The 19514-nt window shown below is 69.1% G+C and carries 20 protein-coding genes and 1 pseudogene; 8 read left to right on the top strand and 13 right to left on the bottom strand.

Annotated elements, in window-relative coordinates:
• Positions 1 to 14 precede the first annotated feature (14 nt).
• Positions 15 to 1508, top strand: coding sequence for a carboxylesterase/lipase family protein (locus OG623_RS34255; protein ID WP_406151530.1), 1494 nt, complete (start codon positions 15 to 17; stop codon positions 1506 to 1508).
• Between the two features lie 64 nt (positions 1509 to 1572).
• Here OG623_RS34255 and OG623_RS34250 read toward each other — a convergent pair whose 3' ends face one another.
• The 4 genes from OG623_RS34250 to OG623_RS34235 form a co-directional block, all read right to left on the bottom strand.
• Positions 1573 to 1908 carry a hypothetical protein gene (locus OG623_RS34250; RefSeq protein WP_406151528.1) on the bottom strand — a complete coding sequence of 112 codons (336 nt, stop codon included), beginning with the start codon at positions 1906 to 1908 and terminating at the stop codon, positions 1573 to 1575.
• A gap of 2 nt (positions 1909 to 1910) precedes the next feature.
• A complete protein-coding gene (locus OG623_RS34245; RefSeq protein WP_406151526.1) occupies positions 1911 to 2393 on the bottom strand; it encodes a DUF2269 family protein in 483 nt (160 codons plus the stop codon).
• Positions 2390 to 2716, bottom strand: a complete 327-nt coding sequence (locus tag OG623_RS34240; protein WP_406151524.1) for a hypothetical protein — start codon at positions 2714 to 2716, stop codon at positions 2390 to 2392. Before OG623_RS34240 ends, OG623_RS34245 begins: the two co-directional genes overlap by 4 nt.
• 62 nt (positions 2717 to 2778) lie before the next feature.
• Positions 2779 to 3468, bottom strand: coding sequence for a DJ-1/PfpI family protein (locus OG623_RS34235; RefSeq protein WP_406151523.1), 690 nt, complete (start codon positions 3466 to 3468; stop codon positions 2779 to 2781).
• 220 nt (positions 3469 to 3688) lie between these two features.
• Here OG623_RS34235 and OG623_RS34230 point away from each other — a divergent pair, with 220 nt between their 5' ends.
• Positions 3689 to 4627 (top strand): GlxA family transcriptional regulator, encoded by a 939-nt coding sequence (locus OG623_RS34230; RefSeq protein ID WP_406152124.1) that lies wholly within the window; start codon positions 3689 to 3691, stop codon positions 4625 to 4627.
• Between the two features lie 121 nt (positions 4628 to 4748).
• Here the strand turns inward: OG623_RS34230 and OG623_RS34225 are convergent, their stop codons facing one another.
• Both OG623_RS34225 and OG623_RS34220 read right to left on the bottom strand, forming a co-directional pair.
• Positions 4749 to 5213: a DUF6069 family protein gene (locus tag OG623_RS34225; RefSeq protein ID WP_406151522.1), complete on the bottom strand. Its 465-nt coding sequence runs from the start codon at positions 5211 to 5213 to the stop codon at positions 4749 to 4751.
• Entirely contained in the window at positions 5210 to 5752 is a 543-nt protein-coding gene (locus OG623_RS34220) for a TetR/AcrR family transcriptional regulator (RefSeq protein ID WP_406152122.1), read from the bottom strand. Before OG623_RS34220 ends, OG623_RS34225 begins: the two co-directional genes overlap by 4 nt.
• 421 nt (positions 5753 to 6173) lie before the next feature.
• Here OG623_RS34220 and OG623_RS34215 point away from each other — a divergent pair, with 421 nt between their 5' ends.
• Positions 6174 to 6488 (top strand): hypothetical protein, encoded by a 315-nt coding sequence (locus tag OG623_RS34215; protein WP_406151520.1) that lies wholly within the window; start codon positions 6174 to 6176, stop codon positions 6486 to 6488.
• 252 nt (positions 6489 to 6740) lie between these two features.
• Here the strand turns inward: OG623_RS34215 and OG623_RS34210 are convergent, their stop codons facing one another.
• A complete protein-coding gene (locus OG623_RS34210) occupies positions 6741 to 7583 on the bottom strand; it encodes an oxidoreductase (protein ID WP_406151519.1) in 843 nt (280 codons plus the stop codon).
• On the bottom strand, positions 7580 to 7834 hold the full coding sequence (locus OG623_RS34205) for an Atu4866 domain-containing protein (protein WP_406151518.1): 255 nt from the start codon (positions 7832 to 7834) through the stop codon (positions 7580 to 7582). Before OG623_RS34205 ends, OG623_RS34210 begins: the two co-directional genes overlap by 4 nt.
• A gap of 187 nt (positions 7835 to 8021) precedes the next feature.
• Between OG623_RS34205 and OG623_RS34200 the strand changes: the two genes are divergently transcribed.
• Positions 8022 to 8864 carry a helix-turn-helix transcriptional regulator gene (locus tag OG623_RS34200; RefSeq protein ID WP_406151516.1) on the top strand — a complete coding sequence of 281 codons (843 nt, stop codon included), beginning with the start codon at positions 8022 to 8024 and terminating at the stop codon, positions 8862 to 8864.
• Between the two features lie 60 nt (positions 8865 to 8924).
• Here the strand turns inward: OG623_RS34200 and OG623_RS34195 are convergent, their stop codons facing one another.
• The gene (locus OG623_RS34195) at positions 8925 to 10319 is read right to left on the bottom strand and encodes an amidohydrolase family protein (RefSeq protein ID WP_406151515.1); all 1395 of its coding nucleotides are present in this window, start codon (positions 10317 to 10319) and stop codon (positions 8925 to 8927) included.
• A 432-nt stretch (positions 10320 to 10751) separates the two neighbouring features.
• Here OG623_RS34195 and OG623_RS34190 point away from each other — a divergent pair, with 432 nt between their 5' ends.
• The 4 genes from OG623_RS34190 to OG623_RS34175 all read left to right on the top strand — a co-directional run bounded on the left by OG623_RS34190 (position 10752) and on the right by OG623_RS34175 (position 13867).
• On the top strand, positions 10752 to 11720 hold the full coding sequence (locus OG623_RS34190) for a hypothetical protein (protein WP_406151513.1): 969 nt from the start codon (positions 10752 to 10754) through the stop codon (positions 11718 to 11720).
• Between the two features lie 48 nt (positions 11721 to 11768).
• Positions 11769 to 12494: a hypothetical protein gene (locus tag OG623_RS34185; RefSeq protein WP_406151512.1), complete on the top strand. Its 726-nt coding sequence runs from the start codon at positions 11769 to 11771 to the stop codon at positions 12492 to 12494.
• Positions 12495 to 12640: 146 nt separating this feature from the next.
• Positions 12641 to 13597, top strand: a complete 957-nt coding sequence (locus OG623_RS34180) for an IS481 family transposase (RefSeq protein ID WP_406146123.1) — start codon at positions 12641 to 12643, stop codon at positions 13595 to 13597.
• Positions 13598 to 13651: 54 nt separating this feature from the next.
• Positions 13652 to 13867, top strand: coding sequence for a hypothetical protein (locus tag OG623_RS34175; protein WP_406151511.1), 216 nt, complete (start codon positions 13652 to 13654; stop codon positions 13865 to 13867).
• A 66-nt stretch (positions 13868 to 13933) separates the two neighbouring features.
• On the opposite strand, the pseudogene OG623_RS34170 reads toward OG623_RS34175, so the two are convergent.
• From OG623_RS34170 to OG623_RS34155, 4 genes and pseudogenes are all read right to left on the bottom strand, one after another.
• A pseudogene (locus tag OG623_RS34170) lies at positions 13934 to 14125 on the bottom strand (transposase); the annotation flags it as partial.
• A gap of 53 nt (positions 14126 to 14178) precedes the next feature.
• On the bottom strand, positions 14179 to 15135 hold the full coding sequence (locus OG623_RS34165; RefSeq protein ID WP_406147790.1) for an IS481 family transposase: 957 nt from the start codon (positions 15133 to 15135) through the stop codon (positions 14179 to 14181).
• 103 nt (positions 15136 to 15238) lie between these two features.
• Positions 15239 to 17998, bottom strand: a complete 2760-nt coding sequence (locus OG623_RS34160; RefSeq protein ID WP_406151509.1) for a hypothetical protein — start codon at positions 17996 to 17998, stop codon at positions 15239 to 15241.
• Positions 17999 to 18661: 663 nt separating this feature from the next.
• Positions 18662 to 19447, bottom strand: coding sequence for a polysaccharide deacetylase family protein (locus OG623_RS34155; RefSeq protein WP_406152120.1), 786 nt, complete (start codon positions 19445 to 19447; stop codon positions 18662 to 18664).
• Between the last annotated feature and the right edge of the window lie 67 nt (positions 19448 to 19514).

Here is a 19514-nt window from a genome sequence, read left to right as displayed (position 1 = left end):
CGGAAGGCAGCACCATGAACCACCATCGCGACTCCGTCGTGACCACCGCGCAGGGCGCCGTCCGCGGTCTGCGCGGGGACGACGGCATCACCACCTTCCTCAACATCCCGTACGCCGCCCCTCCCCTCCTCGCCGCCCGGTTCGCCCCGCCACAGCCGCACGAGCCCTGGGACGGCGTACGGGACGCCACCATGCCGGGCCCCACCGCGCCCCAGTCCGAGCGTGCACTCGGAAGCGTGGACATGTCCCCGTACTTCGGCACCGGCTGGAGCCGTGGGGAGGACTACCTCACGGTCAATGTCTGGACGCCCGAGGCGGCGAGCGGCGACACGCCCGTCATGGTGTTCGTCCACGGGGGCGGATTCGTCGCCGGATCGACACGCTCGCCCCTGTACGAGGGCTCCGCCTTCGCCCGTGACGGCGTGGTCCTCGTCACCCTCAACTACCGCCTCGGCATCACCGGGTTCCTCGACGTACCCGGCGCCCCGGCGAACCGCGGGCTGTTGGACGTGATCGCCGCTCTGCGCTGGGTCCAGGAGAACATCGCCGCGTTCGGCGGTGACCCGCACAACGTGACGCTCTTCGGCCAGTCGGCCGGGGCGACCGTGGTCGGCGGGGTGCTCGCCACCCCTGAGGCCACGGGCCTCTTCCGGCGGGCGGTCGTACAGAGCGGAAGCGGTCGCGGCGCGTTCACGACCGAACAGGCCGCCCGCGTCACCGGTGCGGCGGCCGAGGCCCTGGGCATCGAGCCCCATGTCGACGCCTTCGCCGCCATCACGGACGCACGCCTGGTCGAGGCCGCCTCCCAGCTCGCGGGTATCGATCTGCGGACCGGAACACACCACGATCCGCTGATCGGCCTCAGCCCCTTCAGTCTGGTCCTGGACACCCAGCCCGCCGACTCCGTGGCCGCAGGCACCGGCGCCGGTGTCGACCTGCTCATCGGAACCAACACCGAGGAGGGAAATCTCTATCTGGTCCCCGTGGACAAGTACGCCGCCTCGACCGCCGACGACGTCGCGAACGCGGCGGCGCGCTCACACCCCGACCCGGCACAGCTCGTCGAGACCTACCGCAGATCGCGCCCCGACGCGTCCTTCGGCGAGCTCCGCTCCGCCATCATGGGCGATGCGCTGTTCGGTGCGGGCAGCCGCGCCCTGGCCGACACGCACGCCGCCCACCCCGGATCCGCCACCTTCGCCTACGAGTTCGCCTGGCGCTCGACGGCCCTGGACGGCGAGCTCGGCGCCACCCATGCAGTGGAGCTCCCGTTCGTCTTCGATCTCGCCCGGCTCCCCCAGCTGCGGGGATCGAACGCCCTGCTCGGTCCCGGAGAGCCCCCCGCGGAGCTCGCCGCACGCATGCACGGGACCTGGATCCGCTTCGCCACCACCGGCGACCCCGGCTGGGACCCGTACGACGCGGAGCGCCGCGCCACGATGCACATCGACAGCCAGTGGACACAGCTCGACGACCCCCGCGGGCAGGAACTACGGGCGTGGACCTGACGTTCGCCCGGATCGCCGAGCCGCACGGGCGCAGCGCGGACTTCACCCCGGCGAACACCATCGGCTACCGGGAAACGGCGTGCCCGCCGTAATCGGAGGAGCCGCCGTCACCTCCCTGGGTCCGAGGACCGCCGCAGGGATCGTCGCGCCGGCTGAGCAACCTGAGCCGGCGCAGTGCGAGCAGACCCCCGATGCCAGGGATCACGGCCACGGCCCTGGTGGTGGTCGTGGTCGGCGTCAGGCGCCAGGTCGCGATCACCACGAACAGGTAGGCGCAGCCATGGGTGGGGCCCATCAAGGAGGTGATGGGCTTCAGATGGGCGGTGGCGAGGTTGGCCAGCATGACGGCCAACGAGATCAGCTCGACGTGTGCGGCGATGCGCAGAGGGCGAAGGTGCACGGTCACGCTCCCGTGGTGGAGCCGGGGCGGACGATCATCAGAACGGTCACGGTTGCCCACAGGAGGTTGAATACGCCGGTGAGCATGGCGAGTCGGGCAGCGGAGTGGACAACGGGGCCGGTGCCGGGGGCGGCCCCGGGGGTCTGTGCGGCGGTGAGGGCGTTGTCCTGGGCGGGAAGGATCAGCAGGCCCAGAATGGCGGCCGCTGCGGTGGTCAGGACGATCGAGGTGATCAGCCATCCGCTGCCGAGGACGTCGAGGCTGCTGGCCGTGGCGAACCCGAAGACGGGAACCGCGACGCCGATGCCTGCGTAGACCCGGCAGATGCGGTGCAAGGTGCGCAGGCCGGCGAGCGCCTCGCTGTCCTCCGGTGCGCCGCTGTGAGCGCGACGCAGCGTCTTGGGGAACATGCTCGCGGCGACCGTGACCGGTCCTACGGCGAGTACCGCTGCCAGGACGTGCAGGGAGAGCAGAAGTTTCGTCATGCTCGGTGGTCCCCGACCGCCGGGACAGCACGGCGTCGGCCGGTGACCTTCGATGCCGGAAGGCGTCCGGCCTTGGATGTGCCGGTCAGTGTGTCGCCGTCGATGGTCACCGCGAAGGCCAGGTTCAGGCGCAGGGGCTTGGTGACGGCCTGGTTCCAGGTGAGTCGGTCACCGTCGAGGGTGATGTCGCTGAGTGGGACGTTCTCTCCTGCCCCGTGTGCTGTCCCGGTCAGGACACCGTCCTGCCGGGCAAGTTCGATCACGGCTTCGATCCTGCCTATCGGGGTGGAGACGGACAGGTCCCAGACGCCTTCTGCGGCCATGGTGCTGTTCTTCCTTAGGAATGAGAGGGGGTGAAGTGGGAGGTGCGGGGCGGGATGCGTGGTCAGAGGCCGGCGGGCACGGGGCCTTCATGACGCCAGACCGTGCCGCGGCGCTCATGGGCGAACAGTTCTTCGACGGCGTGGGCGATCCGGGGGCCGAGCATGCGCTCCAGCAGGTACAGGCCCAGGTCGAGGCCGGAGGTGACGCCGGCCGCGGTGATGAGGTCGCCGTCGTCGACGACGCGGGCGTTCACCGCGTGGACGCCCGTGGCATCGAGCATGTCCAGGCCCATGTGGTGGGTGGTGGCGTAACGGCCCTCCAGCAGACCGGCCATGGCCAGGACGAGAGAGCCGCCGCACACCGCGCCGAGCGTCACCTCGGGGTTGTCCCTCGCCGCCTTCAGCAGGGCGGGAAGCTCGGTTGTCAGCGCGCGGCCCAGCAGTACGGGGATGAACTCGTCCTGCTGCCGTTCCCCGGCTCCCGCATCGTGGTCGGGGACCTCCCCGGGTTCTCCCACCCGGCCCGAGGCACCGGGGACCAGGATTAGGCCGGCACGTACGGGGTCCAGGGCGGCAGTGGCCCGCAGCACCAGGCCCCCGGTGCCGCTGACCACCTCACGCGCCCCTTCGGCGGAGACCAGCTCCACGCTCATGCCGCCGCCGGAGGCGGTGCCGCCGGCGTACAGCACTTCGTACGGGGCGATGACATCGAGCGGATCGAAGCCGTCGAACAGGACGATCTGGGCATGCATGAAGAAGTTCCTTCGCGGGCGGTGGACATCCGGCCCCTGCCGGGTTCGCCACCGACGCTAGACGCGTCCCGACCGGCTCCACAGTGGCATTAGTGACAACCTCCAACGGGATATCGCCAGGCGCATGGACCGGTCTGGACAGGCCCCTGAGCTGCCCAGACCAGAAAATCCATGGCCTGGAGACCGGACCATGACCACAGAGGCCGGGTATCTTCTGGCCATGCACACCATTGCCCTGCTCGCCCTGGACCGGGTGATCCCCTTCGATCTGGCCACCCCGATCGAGGTCTTCTCCCGCACCCGCCTCCCGGACGGGCGGCCCGGCTACCAGATCCGCGTCTGCGGCCAACGGCCGGAGATCGACGCCGGCACCTTCACCATCCGCGTGCCCTGGGGGCTGGACGGGCTCAAGGGCGCGGACACGATCATTGTGCCCGGTACCGCCGACCCCGCGGCTCCGCTCGATCCCGCCGTCCGCGACGTGCTGCGCACCGCCGCCGCGAACGGCACACGCATCGCCTCCATCTGCTCCGGCACCTTCCCCCTGGCCGCCAGCGGTCTCCTGGACGGCCTGCGCGCCACGACCCACTGGGTCGCGGCCGACCTCCTCGCCGCTGCCCACCCGGACGTCGAGGTGGACGCGGACGTCCTGTACGTCGACAACGGCCAGATCCTCACCTCCGCCGGCGCCGCCGCGGGCCTGGACCTGTGCCTGCACATGATCCGCCGTGACTACGGCTCAGCCGTCGCAGCCGACGCCGCCCGGCTGTCCGTCATGCCTCTGGAACGCGAAGGCGGACAAGCACAGTTCATCGTCCACGATCACGCGCCCGCCCCTCGGGGCTCGGTACTCGAGCCGCTGCTGGCGTGGTTGCAGGACAACCTGGGCTCCGATCTCACCCTCGCCGACATCGCCGCTCAGGCGGGAACGAGCACCCGGACCCTGATACGGCGCTTCCGCGAACAGACCGGCACCACCCCGCTCCAGTGGCTCCACCGCGCACGCATCCGCCAGGCACAGCATCTCCTGGAGACCACGCACCATTCCGTCGAACGCATCGGCGCCCAGGTCGGATTCGGCTCGCCCACCGCTTTCCGCGACCGGTTCAAGAAGACCACCGGCGTCAGCCCCCACGCCTACCGCCGCGCCTTCAGCTGAGCCGGCCTACCCACACCGCACGTCCACAAAGGCTGGGTTCTCCAAGGCAGTTGGGGCCGCGCTGAGCAGGTTGGCAAGAACAGGGGTCACGCCCCAGGTCCCGCGTAGCAGACCGGTCGCTTCAGGGCGCCCCTCGCGTCGTCCAGGGGCCGACCCCACCTGGCGCCGTTCGCGGTGGGCCGGAGGCCGGCGGTGTCGCCACGGCGGCACCCTTGGCGCGCAGGCCCGGGATCAGCACCGCCGCCACCGCCAGGTGCAAGAGGCCCAGGACGGCCCGGGTGCCGCTGTCCATGCCGTCGCCGGTCAACGGCAGGAAGGACATGGCCAGTACGGCCACGGCGGCCCCGGTCCATACGGCGCGAGCGCGCCGCATCCAGTACCGCTCCAGCACAGCCAGCACCGCCCAGCCGAGGAACGACGCGAGCAGTGCGACGATCACCACGGGCACGGCGCCGATGTCCAGCGTCTGCTCGCCGTCGGCGATCCGCAGTCGGTGCCCGAGTAATGGGTCCGCGACCAGCCACACCAGGACGGGCGCCAGGACGGCAAGGGCCGTGATCGCCAGACGCCTTCTCCGCCCAGTCACTCTGCATCCCCCGAGAGCGCCCCGTGCAGGAAGACCTCCACCAGCTCCTGCGAGGTCAGATCGGGCTCGTCCTCCGTACGCGGCTGGGTGAAGAGCAGCCCGAAGAAGAGGGCGGCGATCTGCTCGGGCGGCCTGCGCAGGGTGGCCCTGTCGGGCTCCAGCAGCTCCGCGAGTGCCGCGCGGAGACGGATGGTCGACTCGTTGCGGCCCGCGCCGCGCACCGTGCCGGGATGCTTGCCGCCGCCGCGATGCCCGAGCGAGCCGGCGATCGCGCCCATCCTGGCCATATGCGCCTGCAGCGCCTCGGCGGCCTCCGCGAGCCGGTCGGGCAGCGGCTGGGCCATGTCGATCGCGTCGAGTTCCCGGACCGCGTGCTCGGGCGAGAGCGCCTCGGCCATGCAGGCCTGCAGCAGCTCCTCCTTGTCGGCGAAGACCCGGAAGATCGTGCCCTCTCCGATGCCCGCGGCACGGGCGATCTTCGCCGTCGTCACCGCGGCACCGTACTCGGCGACCAGTGGGATCGCGGTCTGGATGATCATCGCGCGACGCTGCTCCGGCGACATGGCGGGAGCGCGGCGGCGGGTGGTGGTCTGATTCCCCTCGGGTGCTGTCATGGTCCCGAGAGTACGGAGTGAGTCCTCACTCCGTCAATGAGTGAGGACTCACTCCGTCAAATCTCCCCGCCCCCGATCCGGACCGTCACACACAGAACAGCAACGACGGCCGGTCGACCGGAACCCGCAGATACCTGCCCTCCGGGCATCGACTACGGGTCGCTCGCGACGCAGCGTCACATCACCCTCCTGCATGACATATGGCTGGATTCAGACTTATGTCCTCTCTTCCGGCCCTAGATCGTAGGGAGTACGCCACCGGTAGGAAGGCCGGGCCGTGTAGCGCTATGGAAGCCACACGCATCCGTGGCGGCTCAGCGCCGACACGGTCTGGAAGGACAGCGAAATGAAGACACCGCGCATCCCTCGAATCCTCGGCTTCGGCGCCGTGGCGTTCACCCTGGCTCTGACCATGATCACTTCGGCGAACGCAGCCGAGGCGACGCCCGCCACCAAGGCAACTGATCCCTGCGGCAATCACACGCACCAGGTCTTGGACACGCAGTACCGATACTGGCGAAACTGCATCACGACCAGCGAAAAAATCAACATCGACAAAATTCTCTGGCCCGACGAAAAAATCTGCGTGGCAGCGGGATCGGACACCCCCCTTGGCCCGACAAATGCTGTCCGTGGGGCGTCCCGGGTCGGCGATTGCTGACGTGGCCTGTTTCGCGAGCTGCTTGTAGCAGGGCAGAGCGCGCGGGATGCCCTGGGCATTGGGCGCCGGACCGGACGTGCAGCTTGCTGCCCTTCTTGCCGCGATGGACCGGGTTCGGCCTATGTCGGTCAGGCCCGCCAGAAAATCGACTGTCTTGTCGATGACGTCCGGCTCGAACAACTCCCCTGACAACTGGTCGTGGATCGCCGCAACACGCTCTCGCCGAGGTAACCGTCTTGAACCAACGAGCGATCAGGGGGTGTGGTCGGTGGAGAGGGTGAGGTCTTCCCAGGTGTCGAGGTCGCGGTCGACCGCGTCACGTCCGGCCCGTACCAGGCGCAGAGCGTCGGATCCCAGGACGAGGTGGGACGGCGGGGTCGGTTCGTCGATGATGCGCAGGAGGGCGGTGGCCGCCTTGGCGGGGTTGCCGAGCTGTTGGCCGCTGGCGGTCTGCCGGGCGGCGCGGATGGGTTCGAACAGTTCGTCGTAGTCGGGGACGGTCCGCGGTGCGCGGACCATGGAGCGCCCCGCCCAGTCGGTGCGGAAGGAGCCGGGCTCGATGGCGGTGACGTGGATGCCGAAGCCGGAGACTTCCTTGCCGACGGCTTCGAGGATGCCTTCCAAGGCGTACTTGCTGCCGCAGTAGGCGGAGACGCCGGGGAAGGAGGTCAGGCCGCCCATGGAGGTGACGGCCAGGATGTGCCCGCGGCGCCGTTCGCGCATGTAGGGGAGGACGGCTTGGACGGTGGCGGCGGCGCCGAAGACGTTGACGTCGAACTGGGCGCGCAGCTCGGTCAGGGACGTCTCTTCGAAGGTGCCTTCCAGGCCGTATCCGGCGTTCGCGATCAGTACGTCTACGGGGCCGATGGTTTTCTCCACCTCACTGGTCACGGCGAGCACCGCAACGTCATCGGTGACGTCGAGGAGGCGGGCGTGAGCGCGCTCCGGGTGGAGAGCGGTGAACGCTTCCGCGTCGGCGTCCTTGCGGACGGTGCCGACGACCGTGTGCCCGGCGTCCAGTGCGGTGGCGGCGAAGGCGCGGCCCAGACCGCTGCTGACGCCGGTGATGAGAAAGACCTTGGCGGTGGATGTCATGCCTGGTTCTCCTTGTACAGGACGAGGTGTTCGTGGAAGAGCACGCCGTCGCGGATGTCGCCGGTGGCGGTGAAGCCGGTGTCGTCGACGTACTCGAGGTGGCTGCCCGTCACGGTGTAGCGGCCGGTGTAGGCGCTGCGGCGGTTGCCACGGGCCTCGTCGTAACGTCCGTCGGGCAGCAGTTCCTGTCGGATGTGTCCGTCCGCGGTCACCCACATCCCGACCACGTCCACGTCGACCTTCGTGTTCATGTCTTCGGTCTCTCGGCCGGCAGCTTCCTGCGGCGGCCTCGGCCGGTTCCTCACCATGTGTGTGCTCCCTCTCGTCTCGCTCTGCTGATCACCAGCGTGGACGGCCCGGGAGGAGGGAGCCAGGACGAGTCGTGCCTGGGTACGGCGTACCCAGGCACGCGGGTGGAGTGCGGCATAGCCTGAAGGGGTGACCAGCAACGATCTCGGAGATTTCCTGCGCGCCCACCGCGCCCGCCTGCGCCCCGACGATGTCGGGCTCGCCTCCTACGGCGCACGCCGGGTCGCGGGGCTGCGGCGGGAGGAGGTCGCCGTCCTCGCCGGGATGAACAGCGACTACTACGCCCGCCTGGAGCAGGGCCGCGAGCGCAGCCCCTCGCCTCAGATCCTCGACGCGATCAGCAGCGCCCTGCGGATGGATGACGCAGCACGGGACCACATGTTCCGGCTGGCCGGCACCGCGCCGGAAGGTGAGCGGCCGCAGCCGAGAGAAGCGGTGAGTCCTGCTCTGCGGCAGCTTCTGGACGTACACCCGACCGCCGCGGCGTTCGTACTGAACCCGGCCAACGACTTCCTGGCGTCCAACGCGCTGGCCGAAGCACTGTTCTCACCGTTCGAGAACATGGACAACATGGCCCGTATGACGTTCCTCGACCCGGCCGCCCGGAGCTTCTTCACCCAGTGGGAACGGGCCGCCGAGGCGGTCGTCGCCGGGCTGCGCCATGCCACGGGTCTGGACCCGGACTATCGGCGCCTGCACGAGCTTGTCGATTCCCTGACCGAGGAGAGCGAGGAGTTCGCCGCCCTGTGGTCCTCGCACACCGTGCACGGAAAGTCCCATGCCCGCAAGGAACTTGTCCACCCCGACGTCGGCCCCCTCGACCTCACCTACCAGACCTTCGACGTGCGCGGAGCGCCGGGCCAGCAACTGGTGATCTACCACGCCCGACCGGACAGCCCCGACGCCCACGCGCTCGCCCTGCTCGGCAGCCTCCACGCCACACGCCACCAGGAGTCCGCCCCGGAGCAGTAACGCCCGGGTACGGACCGCCTCTGTGCCGGTGAGCCCCTCGCACCCCGCAGTGACTGTGGCTCAGGCCGCGGAGGCGTTGAGCACGTACTCGCGGGAAGCGTGGACCTCGTCGCGCAGAGCGGGCAGGTCGACGTCGATGACCTGGCCGTTCCATTTGCGAGGTTCGCCGTTGATGAGGACGGCCCTGATGTTGCGCGCGTCCGAGCCCAGGACGATGGTGCCGACGGCGTCGTTGAGCGGCATGTTGTTGAGGTCTTCCGCCTGGATGACCAGGAGGTCGGCCTTCTTGCCCGGGGTGAGCGAGCCGGTGACGTCGGCCAGGCCGTTGGTGCGGGCGCCCTGGAGGGTGGCGAAGTCCAGGACGTCGTGGGTGGTGATGCGGTCCGGCCGCTGCTCGGAGCCGTGGACGGCGTTGACCGCGCGCATCCGCTGGATGGCGTGCAGGGCCCGCATCTGCGTGAACATGTCGCTGACCAGGGCCACCTCGACGTCGATACTCAGACCGGGCCTTACCCCCACGGCCAGGGCCTCATCGATCGCGGGGATCGCGGTCTCCAGCCCGATCTGCGCGTCCGATGTGGGAGCCAGGGCGATGGTCGTCCCCGTCCTCCTGATCGCTTCCCATGCCTGGGGAGTGAGGCCGGTGGCGTGGATGAGGGTGAGGTCCGCGCCGAGGATGCCGTCCCTCTCCCAGCCCAGGACGGCCTGCGAGGAGGACATTCCGAACACGGCATCCACGCTCACCCCGATGCCCAGTTCCTGGGCTGTACGGGCGAGTTCGGGGCCGTAGGAGAACGTCGGCCCGGCGATCTCGCCGGTGGCCAGGGCGGCCAGTCGCAGGGTGAGTAGCTGGTCGTCGTCGGCGAAGTACTTCTCCCTGAGGCGGGTCAGGTCGCCGGGCCACTGCCTGTCCCAGTCGCCGAAGTGCGGGCCCATGGAGGCGTGCACGCCGCGGATACAGGTGTCGATGAGGGCCTGGATCGCGGCGTCCGAGTGCTCGGGGGTGCGGGAGTTGTGGGAGAAGTCGAGCATGCAGGTGATGCCGCTGTCGATCGCCGTCAGAGCCGCCAGCTTCGTCCCGACGTACATGTCATGGGGCCGGTAGACCGTGGCATGACCGGCGAGGGTGGACATGACGTAGGCGCCGAGGTCATCGACGTCCGGCACGATCCGGCGCAGCTGTGTCTCCCAGGCGTGCCGGTGCGTGTCGATGAAGCCGGGGGCCAGGATCGTGCCGGTACCGTCGACGACCACCGCGCCCTCCGGGCTGAGGCCGGGACCGACCGCCCTGATCGTGTCGCCCTCGACGAGCAGGTCCGCGCCGTGCAGGACGCCGAGGCCGGAGTCCATGGTGACGATGGTCGCGCCGGTGAACAGGATGCGCCGGTTCGGGTCGGAGGATCGGCGCTGGAGCTGTGCGAGCAGGGCAGGGCTGGTGGTGCCGGATGCGTTCAAGGGGAGATCCTTTTCGTCATGCCATGTCAGGGCGAGGGCCCTTGCGGAGTAGGCGATGACTCCAGCCTCGGCTCGGCGGACGGCGGCAACCAGGCTGCCGTCCGCCCAGGTACGGCGCACCCAGGCTCGCCGTCGCCTGCGGCACCACGCCGGGAGACGGTCCGGCCCCGGTATGGGACGCTCCTCAGGTCCTGCCCGGCAGTTGGTTGTCCCGGCGGTTGGTTGTCCAGTGGTGCACCCGTGAGGGCTTCAGCGACCGTGAGGCTGTCGGATGTCACCCAGCACGATCGCGTCCGTGCCGTCGGTCAAGATCCGGGACACCTTCCCGGCTGTGAGCCCGTTCTCGTCAAGGGCCAGAACCGTTCATGAACGGGACGCTGTCTCCGCTCCACTGACACCGTGTGTCAGTGGAGCGGAGACAGACTTCATCGCATGCGCGCGAGCCAGCTGCTGTCCGTCCTGCTACTCCTGCAGAACAGGGAACGGATGACAGCCCAGGAGCTGGCGGACACTCTGGAGGTCCAGGTGACCATCCCGATGGAGTCCGCTGAACAGGACCCTCCCGAGCTCCTCCAAATCGGCGCCGATACCGGGGTCCTGGCCCCGGCAGCACTTCGCGAACACATCGCTACGACTCTCGGTGCTCTGAAGCGCACTACGGACGACGCCCTGATGCGCGGTGAGCCATCAGCAAATTGCTTCCGCCCGGCCGGCGTGTGGAAGGGGTACGGTCGACGACGAAGCGCCTCGTGGAGCGCGGCCGGGCAAGCCAAGGCAAAGGGTCCCTGTATGGATGGCAAGCCCCCACTGTGTGTGGTGATCACCGGGCCTTCCGCCGCCGGAAAGTCGACATTGGCGACCGCCGTCCAGGAGCATGCCCGTGAGCCCCTGCTGCGCTTCGGAGTGGACGAGCTCTACCGAATGGTGCCCGGCCAGTGGGCCGGTGGCGTTGCACATGCCCGATTCGCAGAACGCGGTTTCACCTACCAGGATGTCCCGTCCATGCCTGGGGCGCGCCGGATCAACAACGGGGTCGACGCCATCGCCATGCTTCGCGCGATGAACGCGGGAATCGTGGGAATTCTCGGCGCCGGCGTCGGCGTGATCGTCGACGGTCAGGCGTTCGAGCCCGTCATCAACACGGACCTCGAAGACCGGCTCCTCGGCCTCCGCGCACGGGCGCTCGCCCGGGTCGCCTTCATCGAGCTCTCGGTCACCGACGAGCCGCTGGCTGACCGGCAGCGCCGCCACGCTCATCCGGTCGGTCTTTCGCTGCATCAGAACAATCTGCCCAAGCAGGCCACCAAACCCGACCTCGTCGTCGAGACGAGCGACATGTCGGCCGCCGAGGTGGCCGCGTTCGTGTGTCGTTGGCTCGACCAGGAGTATCTGGAGGCGTGACCGCCGTTCGACGCCGCCCGATCCCGCCGACACCCTGATGAGTGGCTGATGCCCGAGCCGATGTCCGAGACAGCTGACGCCTACCGGACGCCCGACCTGGCCGCGAAGTTCCACGCCATGTGGAGCGACGCCGAGGCTGCTCTCACGGAGGGCACCTACCACGCCGACTCCGTCCCCCGCCACGGCGACCCGCGCTGGGGGCTGAGTCTGGTCGTGCCCATCGACGGCGCGATCCGGGACGCTATCGCCCAGGATCTGGTCCCGATCGCCGCGGCTCTGTCGCCGCACCACTTCACCTACCTTCCCGAGAACCTGCACAGCACCGTGCGCAGCCTGGAGGGCTATCAGGACCAGGTGCCGCGGGATCAGGTTGTCCACTACGCGGACCTCGTCGAAACCGCGCTGAAGGACTGCCCGCCGATCGAGATCGAGCTGTCCGGCCTGGGTGGATCGAAAGGCGGGCTGTTCGTGTCCGGGGTCCCCAGTGACGGTCTGGTGCGGTTGCGGACCGGACTGCACGAGGCCGGCGCGGTGGAGGGTCCTCAGGCGTTCGCCAGCAACGACTACACGACCATGCGGGACATCGCCCACGTCTCCGTCGCCGTGTTCCAGGCACCGGTCGTCCCCGAGCGTTCGATCGCCGGTGTCGTCTCCGCACGCCGTGAGAAGCGCTACGGGACCGTGCGACCGGCAGCGCTGGACCTCGTCCGGTACGACCTGGCGGGCGGGGAGATCACGATGAGCCGTCTCGCCAGGATCGCCTGCACGCGATGAGGTCCCAACGGCTTGGCAGCGGTCGAGGACGGGGCCGCCCTAGGTGTATTGATCACGAGCGTTGTTGACACTCAGTGGGTCTTGAACATGACGAAGACCTCCGGTGTGGTGGGAGCTGTCTAGGAACTCACCGCACGGAGGTCTTCGTGTCCCACCGTAATGCCCGGCTGACCGTTTTCGGTAGGCGCCTGCTGGTCGAGCGGGTCTGCTCGGGCCGCCCGGTCGCCCATGTCGCAGCCGAGATGGGCATATCGCGGGCCACGGCCCACAAATGGATGCGGCGGTGGCGGGCCGAAGGCGAGGTTGGCCTGCACGACCGCTCCAGCAGCCCACTCACGACACCGCACCGGACTCCGGCCGCCATCGAGGCGCAGGTCTGCGACCTGCGGCGGTCCCGCAAACTGGGACCGGCCAGGATCGGCCCGATCCTGGGCCTCCCGGCCTCGACGGTCCACCGGATCCTGACCCGCCAGGGACTCCATCGGCTGGCCTGGCTCGACCGGCCGACCGGCACGGTGATCCGCCGCTACGAACGTGAACGGCCCGGCGAACTCATCCACGTCGACGTCAAAAAGCTCGGCCGGATCCCCGACGGCGGCGGCCACAAGGTCCTGGGCCGCCAGGCCGGCCGGGCCACCCGCAGCCAGATGGGCTTCGACTACGTCCACTCCGCCGTGGACGACCACTCCCGCCTGGCCTACAGCGAGATCCACCCGGACGAGAAAGTCGCGACCTGCGCGGGCTTCCTCACCCGCGCGGCCGCCTTCTTCCACAGTCAGGGCATCACCCGCATCGAACGAGTCCTCACGGACAACGCCTGGGCCTACCGCAAGGGCCTGGCCTGGAAGGCCGCCCTGGCCGAACTCGGCGCGACCAGCAAACTCACCCGCCCCTACCGGCCCCAGACCAACGGCAAAGTCGAACGCTTCAACCGCACCCTCGCCGACGAATGGGCCTACCAACGGCCCTACACGTCAAATGACGAACGGACCACAGCCCTGGCAGACTTCCTCCACACCTACAACCACCACCGCTGCCACACCGCACTCGGAGGCCAACCCCCGATCAGCCGAGTGAACAACGCTGCGGGTCAATACACCTAGGCACTGTCCGGCGGATCTCGGATGGTTGCTCCCCGCGGGGGCTATCGTCTGGCCATGGGATCAATGGGGGATATTTTCCGCAGCCGTTGGGCGTTCGTGGGTAGGACGCTCGTCAAGCGCCCATGGCTGATCGCGAGCTGGGTTGTGCTCGCAGTCGTGGCGGTTGCGGTCGGGAAGATCGTGCCGCAACCGTGGAGCGGGGGTGTCTATCCCGTGGTCTTGTTTGTCGCGCTGCGGCTGTTTTCCCGGGCGTCGACTCAGAAGGAGTGAGCCCGCTCAGGGTAGAAGCCAGAGTCGGATCGCTGCGACCGTGACTGTGCCGTGGAAGACGTAGGCCCTCTTGCAGGCGGTCTTCCACGGGCCGTAGCGTTCCGGCAGGTCACGCCACGGAATACCGGTGCGGACCCGGAACAGAATCCCGTTCGGCACGGTCCGGTGATCGTTCCACCAGCCGCCCCGGCCACCCGGCGAAGGCAGATGCGGCTCCAGCAGCGACCACTCGCGATTCGTCAGATCCCCCCGCCCCATGACCCAACCAACGAGCGACCGGTCAGAAAGTCACATGATCCGCCGGACAGTGCCTAGTTGTATTGACCCGCAGCGTTGTTCACTCGGCTGATCGGGGGTTGGCCTCCGAGTGCGGTGTGGCAGCGGTGGTGGTTGTAGGTGTGGAGGAAGTCTGCCAGGGCTGTGGTCCGTTCGTCATTTGACGTGTAGGGCCGTTGGTAGGCCCATTCGTCGGCGAGGGTGCGGTTGAAGCGTTCGACTTTGCCGTTGGTCTGGGGCCGGTAGGGGCGGGTGAGTTTGCTGGTCGCGCCGAGTTCGGCCAGGGCGGCCTTCCAGGCCAGGCCCTTGCGGTAGGCCCAGGCGTTGTCCGTGAGGACTCGTTCGATGCGGGTGATGCCCTGACTGTGGAAGAAGGCGGCCGCGCGGGTGAGGAAGCCCGCGCAGGTCGCGACTTTCTCGTCCGGGTGGATCTCGCTGTAGGCCAGGCGGGAGTGGTCGTCCACGGCGGAGTGGACGTAGTCGAAGCCCATCTGGCTGCGGGTGGCCCGGCCGGCCTGGCGGCCCAGGACCTTGTGGCCGCCGCCGTCGGGGATCCGGCCGAGCTTTTTGACGTCGACGTGGATGAGTTCGCCGGGCCGTTCACGTTCGTAGCGGCGGATCACCGTGCCGGTCGGCCGGTCGAGCCAGGCCAGCCGATGGAGTCCCTGGCGGGTCAGGATCCGGTGGACCGTCGAGGCCGGGAGGCCCAGGATCGGGCCGATCCTGGCCGGTCCCAGTTTGCGGGACCGCCGCAGGTCGCAGACCTGCGCCTCGATGGCGGCCGGAGTCCGGTGCGGTGTCGTGAGTGGGCTGCTGGAGCGGTCGTGCAGGCCAACCTCGCCTTCGGCCCGCCACCGCCGCATCCATTTGTGGGCCGTGGCCCGCGATATGCCCATCTCGGCTGCGACATGGGCGACCGGGCGGCCCGAGCAGACCCGCTCGACCAGCAGGCGCCTACCGAAAACGGTCAGCCGGGCATTACGGTGGGACACGAAGACCTCCGTGCGGTGAGTTCCTAGACAGCTCCCACCACACCGGAGGTCTTCGTCATGTTCAAGACCCACTGAGTGTCAACAACGCTCGTGATCAATACACCTAGTTCATGACGCCTTCCTGCAAGGTGCCACCCGCGTAGGAGCTGCCGCCGTCCTTTGCCTTCACGAGTACGTAGCGGAGCTTGCCGTGGTCCAGCGCGTCCTGCAGGGACTGCGCCAGCTTGCCGTCCCGTGGGGACTTCGCCGCACGCTCTTTCATCGCCTCGATGATCGTCTCGACGTACTCCCTGGTCCCCTGCTGGACCATCTTGTTCTTGTGCGCGCCCTTCCCCTGACGCCAGCCGAGGCCGCTCGACGGCGCCTTGGCCTCGACGATGAGCAGCTTGTCGTCCTTGAGCCGGTACAGCTGGTCGAACATATCCGCACCGTTGGGGGTTTTGGGCAGGGAGATCCACCGAGCTCCCTCGAATTCCGTGGGAATGATGTGGTAACGCGCCGCACTCTCGCCGAGCCGCTCGGATATGGAGCTGTTGTTGGGCTTGACACCTAATTCTTTGCGGTAATGCTGCAATGCCTTGTCGCGGCTCTGCCCACTGGCCACCGTCTTGTCCTTCTGGAACTTCCGCTCCGCGTTGGTGAGATCCACCGACGTCTTGCGATGGTCGGCGACCTTGTCGAGAAGGCCGCTCCGTTTTTTGTCGCTGACCGATTCCGGGCCGACGGACTTCGCGGGCGACAGCTTCGCGCCGGGCGCCGAGGGCAGCTTGCTCTTGGAGATCCAGTGGTTCTCGTTGTCGCGGGCGAGTTGCGGCAGTGTGACGCCGTTCTCCGTGGTGGTCTCGCTCCTTCGGCGGCCGTCACTGATGTAGTGGCCGGAGTACCAGACCGGGTCGTTGTTGGCCTTCCAGACCATCTCGTCCTGAATGTGCTTGTGAGGGTCGACGGCGCTGCTCAGCAGCTCGTTGCAGGTGAACACGCTGTTCGTACGCTGCGGGGTGCCGTCCGGGCCGGGCGGATAGGTGGTGAACACGGCCGCGTCGAAAGCGGGCCCGCCCGTGCCGTCGCAGTACCTCTCGAGGTTGAGCTTCTTGAACTCCTTCGCCAGTGCCTGCCGGTCGCTGCCGGCCAGGGTGGTGGCGGCGTTCGGGTCGATGTCGATCCAGGCGACCTTGCTGAAACCGGGCGGGACCACCCCCGGACCGGAGAGTTCGTCGATCGCCGCCGCGAAGTCGTTCACGACCGCGTCCGTGCCCCCGGACACGGCCTTGCGCTGGATGGTCTGTTTGCCGGTCAGGTTCTGGAGGTCGGCCTTGTATCCGTCCGTAGAGCCCTCGGGTTTGTAGGTGTTACCCCAGACAACCTTGTTCCCCGCGCGCGCCAGATCGCTCGCATACTGGAGGGTCCGCCGGTCGGAGACGGAGAGCTGGGCTGTCTTGGCGGCCAGTTCGGCGATGCCGCTCTCGCCGGAGACTTCCAGATTGTCGGTGTTCACGGCCAGGTCGTAGAACGGCTCGAACGCTCCCTGCTGCTCCAGATTGGCCACCGTCCTGCCGACGTTGCTGAGCCGGCTCTCGCGGACCTCGGCACTGGTCCGCGGACCGATGCCGTCCGTCATGGCGTCGAGGAGCTGCAGGACGGGCTTGCCCTTGCTGTCGTTGGCCCGCTGGTCGCCCAGTGCCTCGTTGAGCTGGAACCCTCGGGCCATCAGTCGTTTGACGAGCGCCGGGTCGTCGCCCATGACGCTCGCTTCGTAGAAGACCGCGGACCAGCTCACCTGGATCGTCTGGCCGGGCGGCGCCACGTTCCTCGCCGCCGTCGTCAGCGTGCGGTTGCCGCCGGGAGGCACGGAGACAGGACTGTTCAGGGGCGTCTGTCCGGCTACGGTCACCATCACCGTGCCACTGGCCGGAGCGGTGCCCCTGTTGGTCAGGGTGACGGTGGCCGGGCAGCTCGGGGTGCTGCAGAACGATGTCGAGAGCTGTACGGCCACGTCCGTCTGGGCCGCCACACGCCGGCTCAGCGGTTCGGCCTTCTCGTTCGAGGCGCCGACCCGGCGTACGTTCTCCGTTGCGCTCTGCACCTGGGCCTTGTCGGGCTCGCTGACCGCGGACGACAGTGCGGGCGCGGGCTCACCGGCCGCCGCGGGCACCTGATCCGCGGCTGTCCCCCGGCCCGCGGACCGTACCTGACCTGCGGACTCCGCACCGTCCGCGGCCCGCGCCCAACCGTCCTGCGGGCCTGAGCGGAAGACTGCGGTGCGCGCATCCGAGGCGTCCGCCTCGCGGTCGGGTGTGGCGGCTCCTTGAGATCCAGGGGAACTCGGGAGGCCGACCGAGAGCGGCTGGTACGGAGGGGACGCACTCACCACGAAGCGCAAGGTGCCGTCGGTCAGTACCTTCGCCGGACGGCCGTTCACCGACGTGGCCCCGCTCTGGCGCCACTCGGAGGCCTGCCCGGATGCACCGTCGGTGTCCTTGCCCGAGAGGGCGTCGGCCAGCGCCGTCGGCGTCATCCGGGACAGCTCAGCCAGGCCGATCACCCCCTGCGGCGGGTCTGCCACCCAGGTATTGGCCAGCGCTTCGGCGCTGCCCGGCTCGTGCTCGAACCACCACTGGCTGTTCCCGCGCAGCAGGGTTCGCCCGGGGCGCACGGCGAGCTCCGCGTACGCCCCTGAGTCCCGGCTCAGAGTTCCGTACGTGGTGCCGTCGCGAGCGACCGTCAGACGGAAGCCGATGATCGCGCCGTCGTCGTTCACGGTGGTCCCCGCGTAGGCGACCCCGCGCCAGGCGCGCAGGCTCTTCGTGGCCGCCGAGGCCAGCTGCGGGGGCGTCTCCTCGCTTGGCCGGAACGCAAAGGTCATCAGACCGGCGACGAGCACCGTGACCAGTGCCAGGACACCCCACCGCCAGTACCAGGGACTGGACCGGGTCCACCGGACGAGCCCTCCGGCCGCCCTGGACGCCCGGCTGCCCGCCGGCGGTGGTGGCGTCGCCGGGGGCGGCGATGGCGGTGGCCAGAGGTGCGGCGCCTGCCGGGGAAGGGGTGGCAGCGGAGGGTACGGGGGAAGTGGGGGAAGCGGTAGTTGCGCAGGGCGCTGCTCGGACGGTACTGATGCGCTGTCCTGTGCGTCCATGTATGCCCCCGGTTCCGGGGATCCGGCGCCCCCACCGAACCGCGGGTCGTGCGTGATGGTCCCGATTCCCCATTCCTGATTTCCATCCCAACTTGCCGCCCAAACACGCTTGTTCGCGCCACGCAGCAGGTTCACGCCACTCTCCGAACCCTTACGGCGTGAAGGGCCGGAATCGGCACGCTGACCGGGCCACGGAGATCAGCGGAGGTCACCGGAGTCCAGCGGATGTCGGCCTCGACCGCGGAAGGGACAAGCCGGGTGCCGTCGGTCAGCCGGAACTCCAGGGTGATCGGGTGCGTGCCGATCGGGGCGTCCGTCGTGGCCCGTACAGCCACCCGGGCGGTGTCGTCCCGGGTGCCGCGCACCTTCAGCGTTCCGCGAGACGTCGGCTCAAGGCCCCGGAGACAACGGGTGGCTTCGGCGACCCGGTAGCGCGTCGACGTGTCCGACGCCGTGCTCACCCAGGGGGCCCACGCTCAGACCGAGTCGGCGACACTCGGCGAGCAGGCCGGGCAGCGCGCCCAGCGTGGCTCGCCACGCGCCCGGCGCGCTCCACCCGTCCGCGTCGTGCAGCAGCACGGTGCCGCCGCCGGTCAGATTCCTGAGGACCGATGCCTTCACCGAGCGGGCGTCCGCGTTCGCCGTCCAGTCCTTGCCCCACGTCGACCACAGGACCGGTCGCAGCCCGGCACGGTGGGCGGCGGCCAGTCGGCCGCCGGTGAGGATGCCGTAGGGCGGTCGGTACCACTGCGGAGCCGTCCCGCAGATCCGCCGTACCGCGTCGGCGGTTCGCGCCACCTCCCGTACGTCGCGCGACGGCGTGGGAAACCAGGGGCGGTCGTGCCGCCAGCCGTGTACGGCGACCTCGTGACCACCTGCCACGAGTGCCCTGCCGATGGCAGGATGACGGATCAGCGACGCGCCGACGAGGAAGAAGGTGGCCCGCACCTCGTGCTCGGCGAGGACCCGCAGGACGTACGGGGTGCCGGCCGGGTCCGGTCCGTCGTCGAATGTCAGCGCCACATGGTCGGGACGGCCTCGGCCGTCCAGCGCCGGCAAGAAGATCCTCCGTACAGGTGGCAGCCAGGTGGCGGCGGGGCCCACGTGCCACGCGGCGGTCGCGGCCAGTGCACCAACTGCGGTCAGCCCACCGGCAGTGGTCAGCGCCGCGGCCACGGTGGGCACACCGGCCGCCGCGGTCGGCACACCGGCCGCCACGGCCGGCCCACCGACTGCGGCTCCG

The organism is Streptomyces sp. NBC_01012 (assembly GCF_045162755.1).
Taxonomy (GTDB): domain Bacteria; phylum Actinomycetota; class Actinomycetes; order Streptomycetales; family Streptomycetaceae; genus Streptomyces.
The sequence above is the reverse complement of the archived record's forward strand: the minus strand, read 5'-3'. Positions and strand labels throughout refer to the sequence as shown.

What these genes read in the sequence shown, in the direction of transcription:
- OG623_RS34255 (WP_406151530.1), top strand. Translation starts at nt 15, where the DNA reads ATGAACCACCATCGCGACTCCGTCGTGACCACCGCGCAGGGCGCCGTC.
- OG623_RS34245 (WP_406151526.1), bottom strand. Translation starts at nt 2,393, where the DNA reads ATGACGAAACTTCTGCTCTCCCTGCACGTCCTGGCAGCGGTACTCGCC.
- OG623_RS34240 (WP_406151524.1), bottom strand. Translation starts at nt 2,716, where the DNA reads ATGGCCGCAGAAGGCGTCTGGGACCTGTCCGTCTCCACCCCGATAGGC.
- OG623_RS34235 (WP_406151523.1), bottom strand. Translation starts at nt 3,468, where the DNA reads ATGCATGCCCAGATCGTCCTGTTCGACGGCTTCGATCCGCTCGATGTC.
- OG623_RS34230 (WP_406152124.1), top strand. Translation starts at nt 3,689, where the DNA reads ATGCACACCATTGCCCTGCTCGCCCTGGACCGGGTGATCCCCTTCGAT.
- OG623_RS34220 (WP_406152122.1), bottom strand. Translation starts at nt 5,752, where the DNA reads ATGATCATCCAGACCGCGATCCCACTGGTCGCCGAGTACGGTGCCGCG.
- OG623_RS34215 (WP_406151520.1), top strand. Translation starts at nt 6,174, where the DNA reads ATGAAGACACCGCGCATCCCTCGAATCCTCGGCTTCGGCGCCGTGGCG.
- OG623_RS34210 (WP_406151519.1), bottom strand. Translation starts at nt 7,583, where the DNA reads ATGACATCCACCGCCAAGGTCTTTCTCATCACCGGCGTCAGCAGCGGT.
- OG623_RS34205 (WP_406151518.1), bottom strand. Translation starts at nt 7,834, where the DNA reads ATGAACACGAAGGTCGACGTGGACGTGGTCGGGATGTGGGTGACCGCG.
- OG623_RS34190 (WP_406151513.1), top strand. Translation starts at nt 10,752, where the DNA reads ATGCGCGCGAGCCAGCTGCTGTCCGTCCTGCTACTCCTGCAGAACAGG.
- OG623_RS34185 (WP_406151512.1), top strand. Translation starts at nt 11,769, where the DNA reads ATGCCCGAGCCGATGTCCGAGACAGCTGACGCCTACCGGACGCCCGAC.
- OG623_RS34175 (WP_406151511.1), top strand. Translation starts at nt 13,652, where the DNA reads ATGGGATCAATGGGGGATATTTTCCGCAGCCGTTGGGCGTTCGTGGGT.
- OG623_RS34160 (WP_406151509.1), bottom strand. Translation starts at nt 17,998, where the DNA reads ATGACCTTTGCGTTCCGGCCAAGCGAGGAGACGCCCCCGCAGCTGGCC.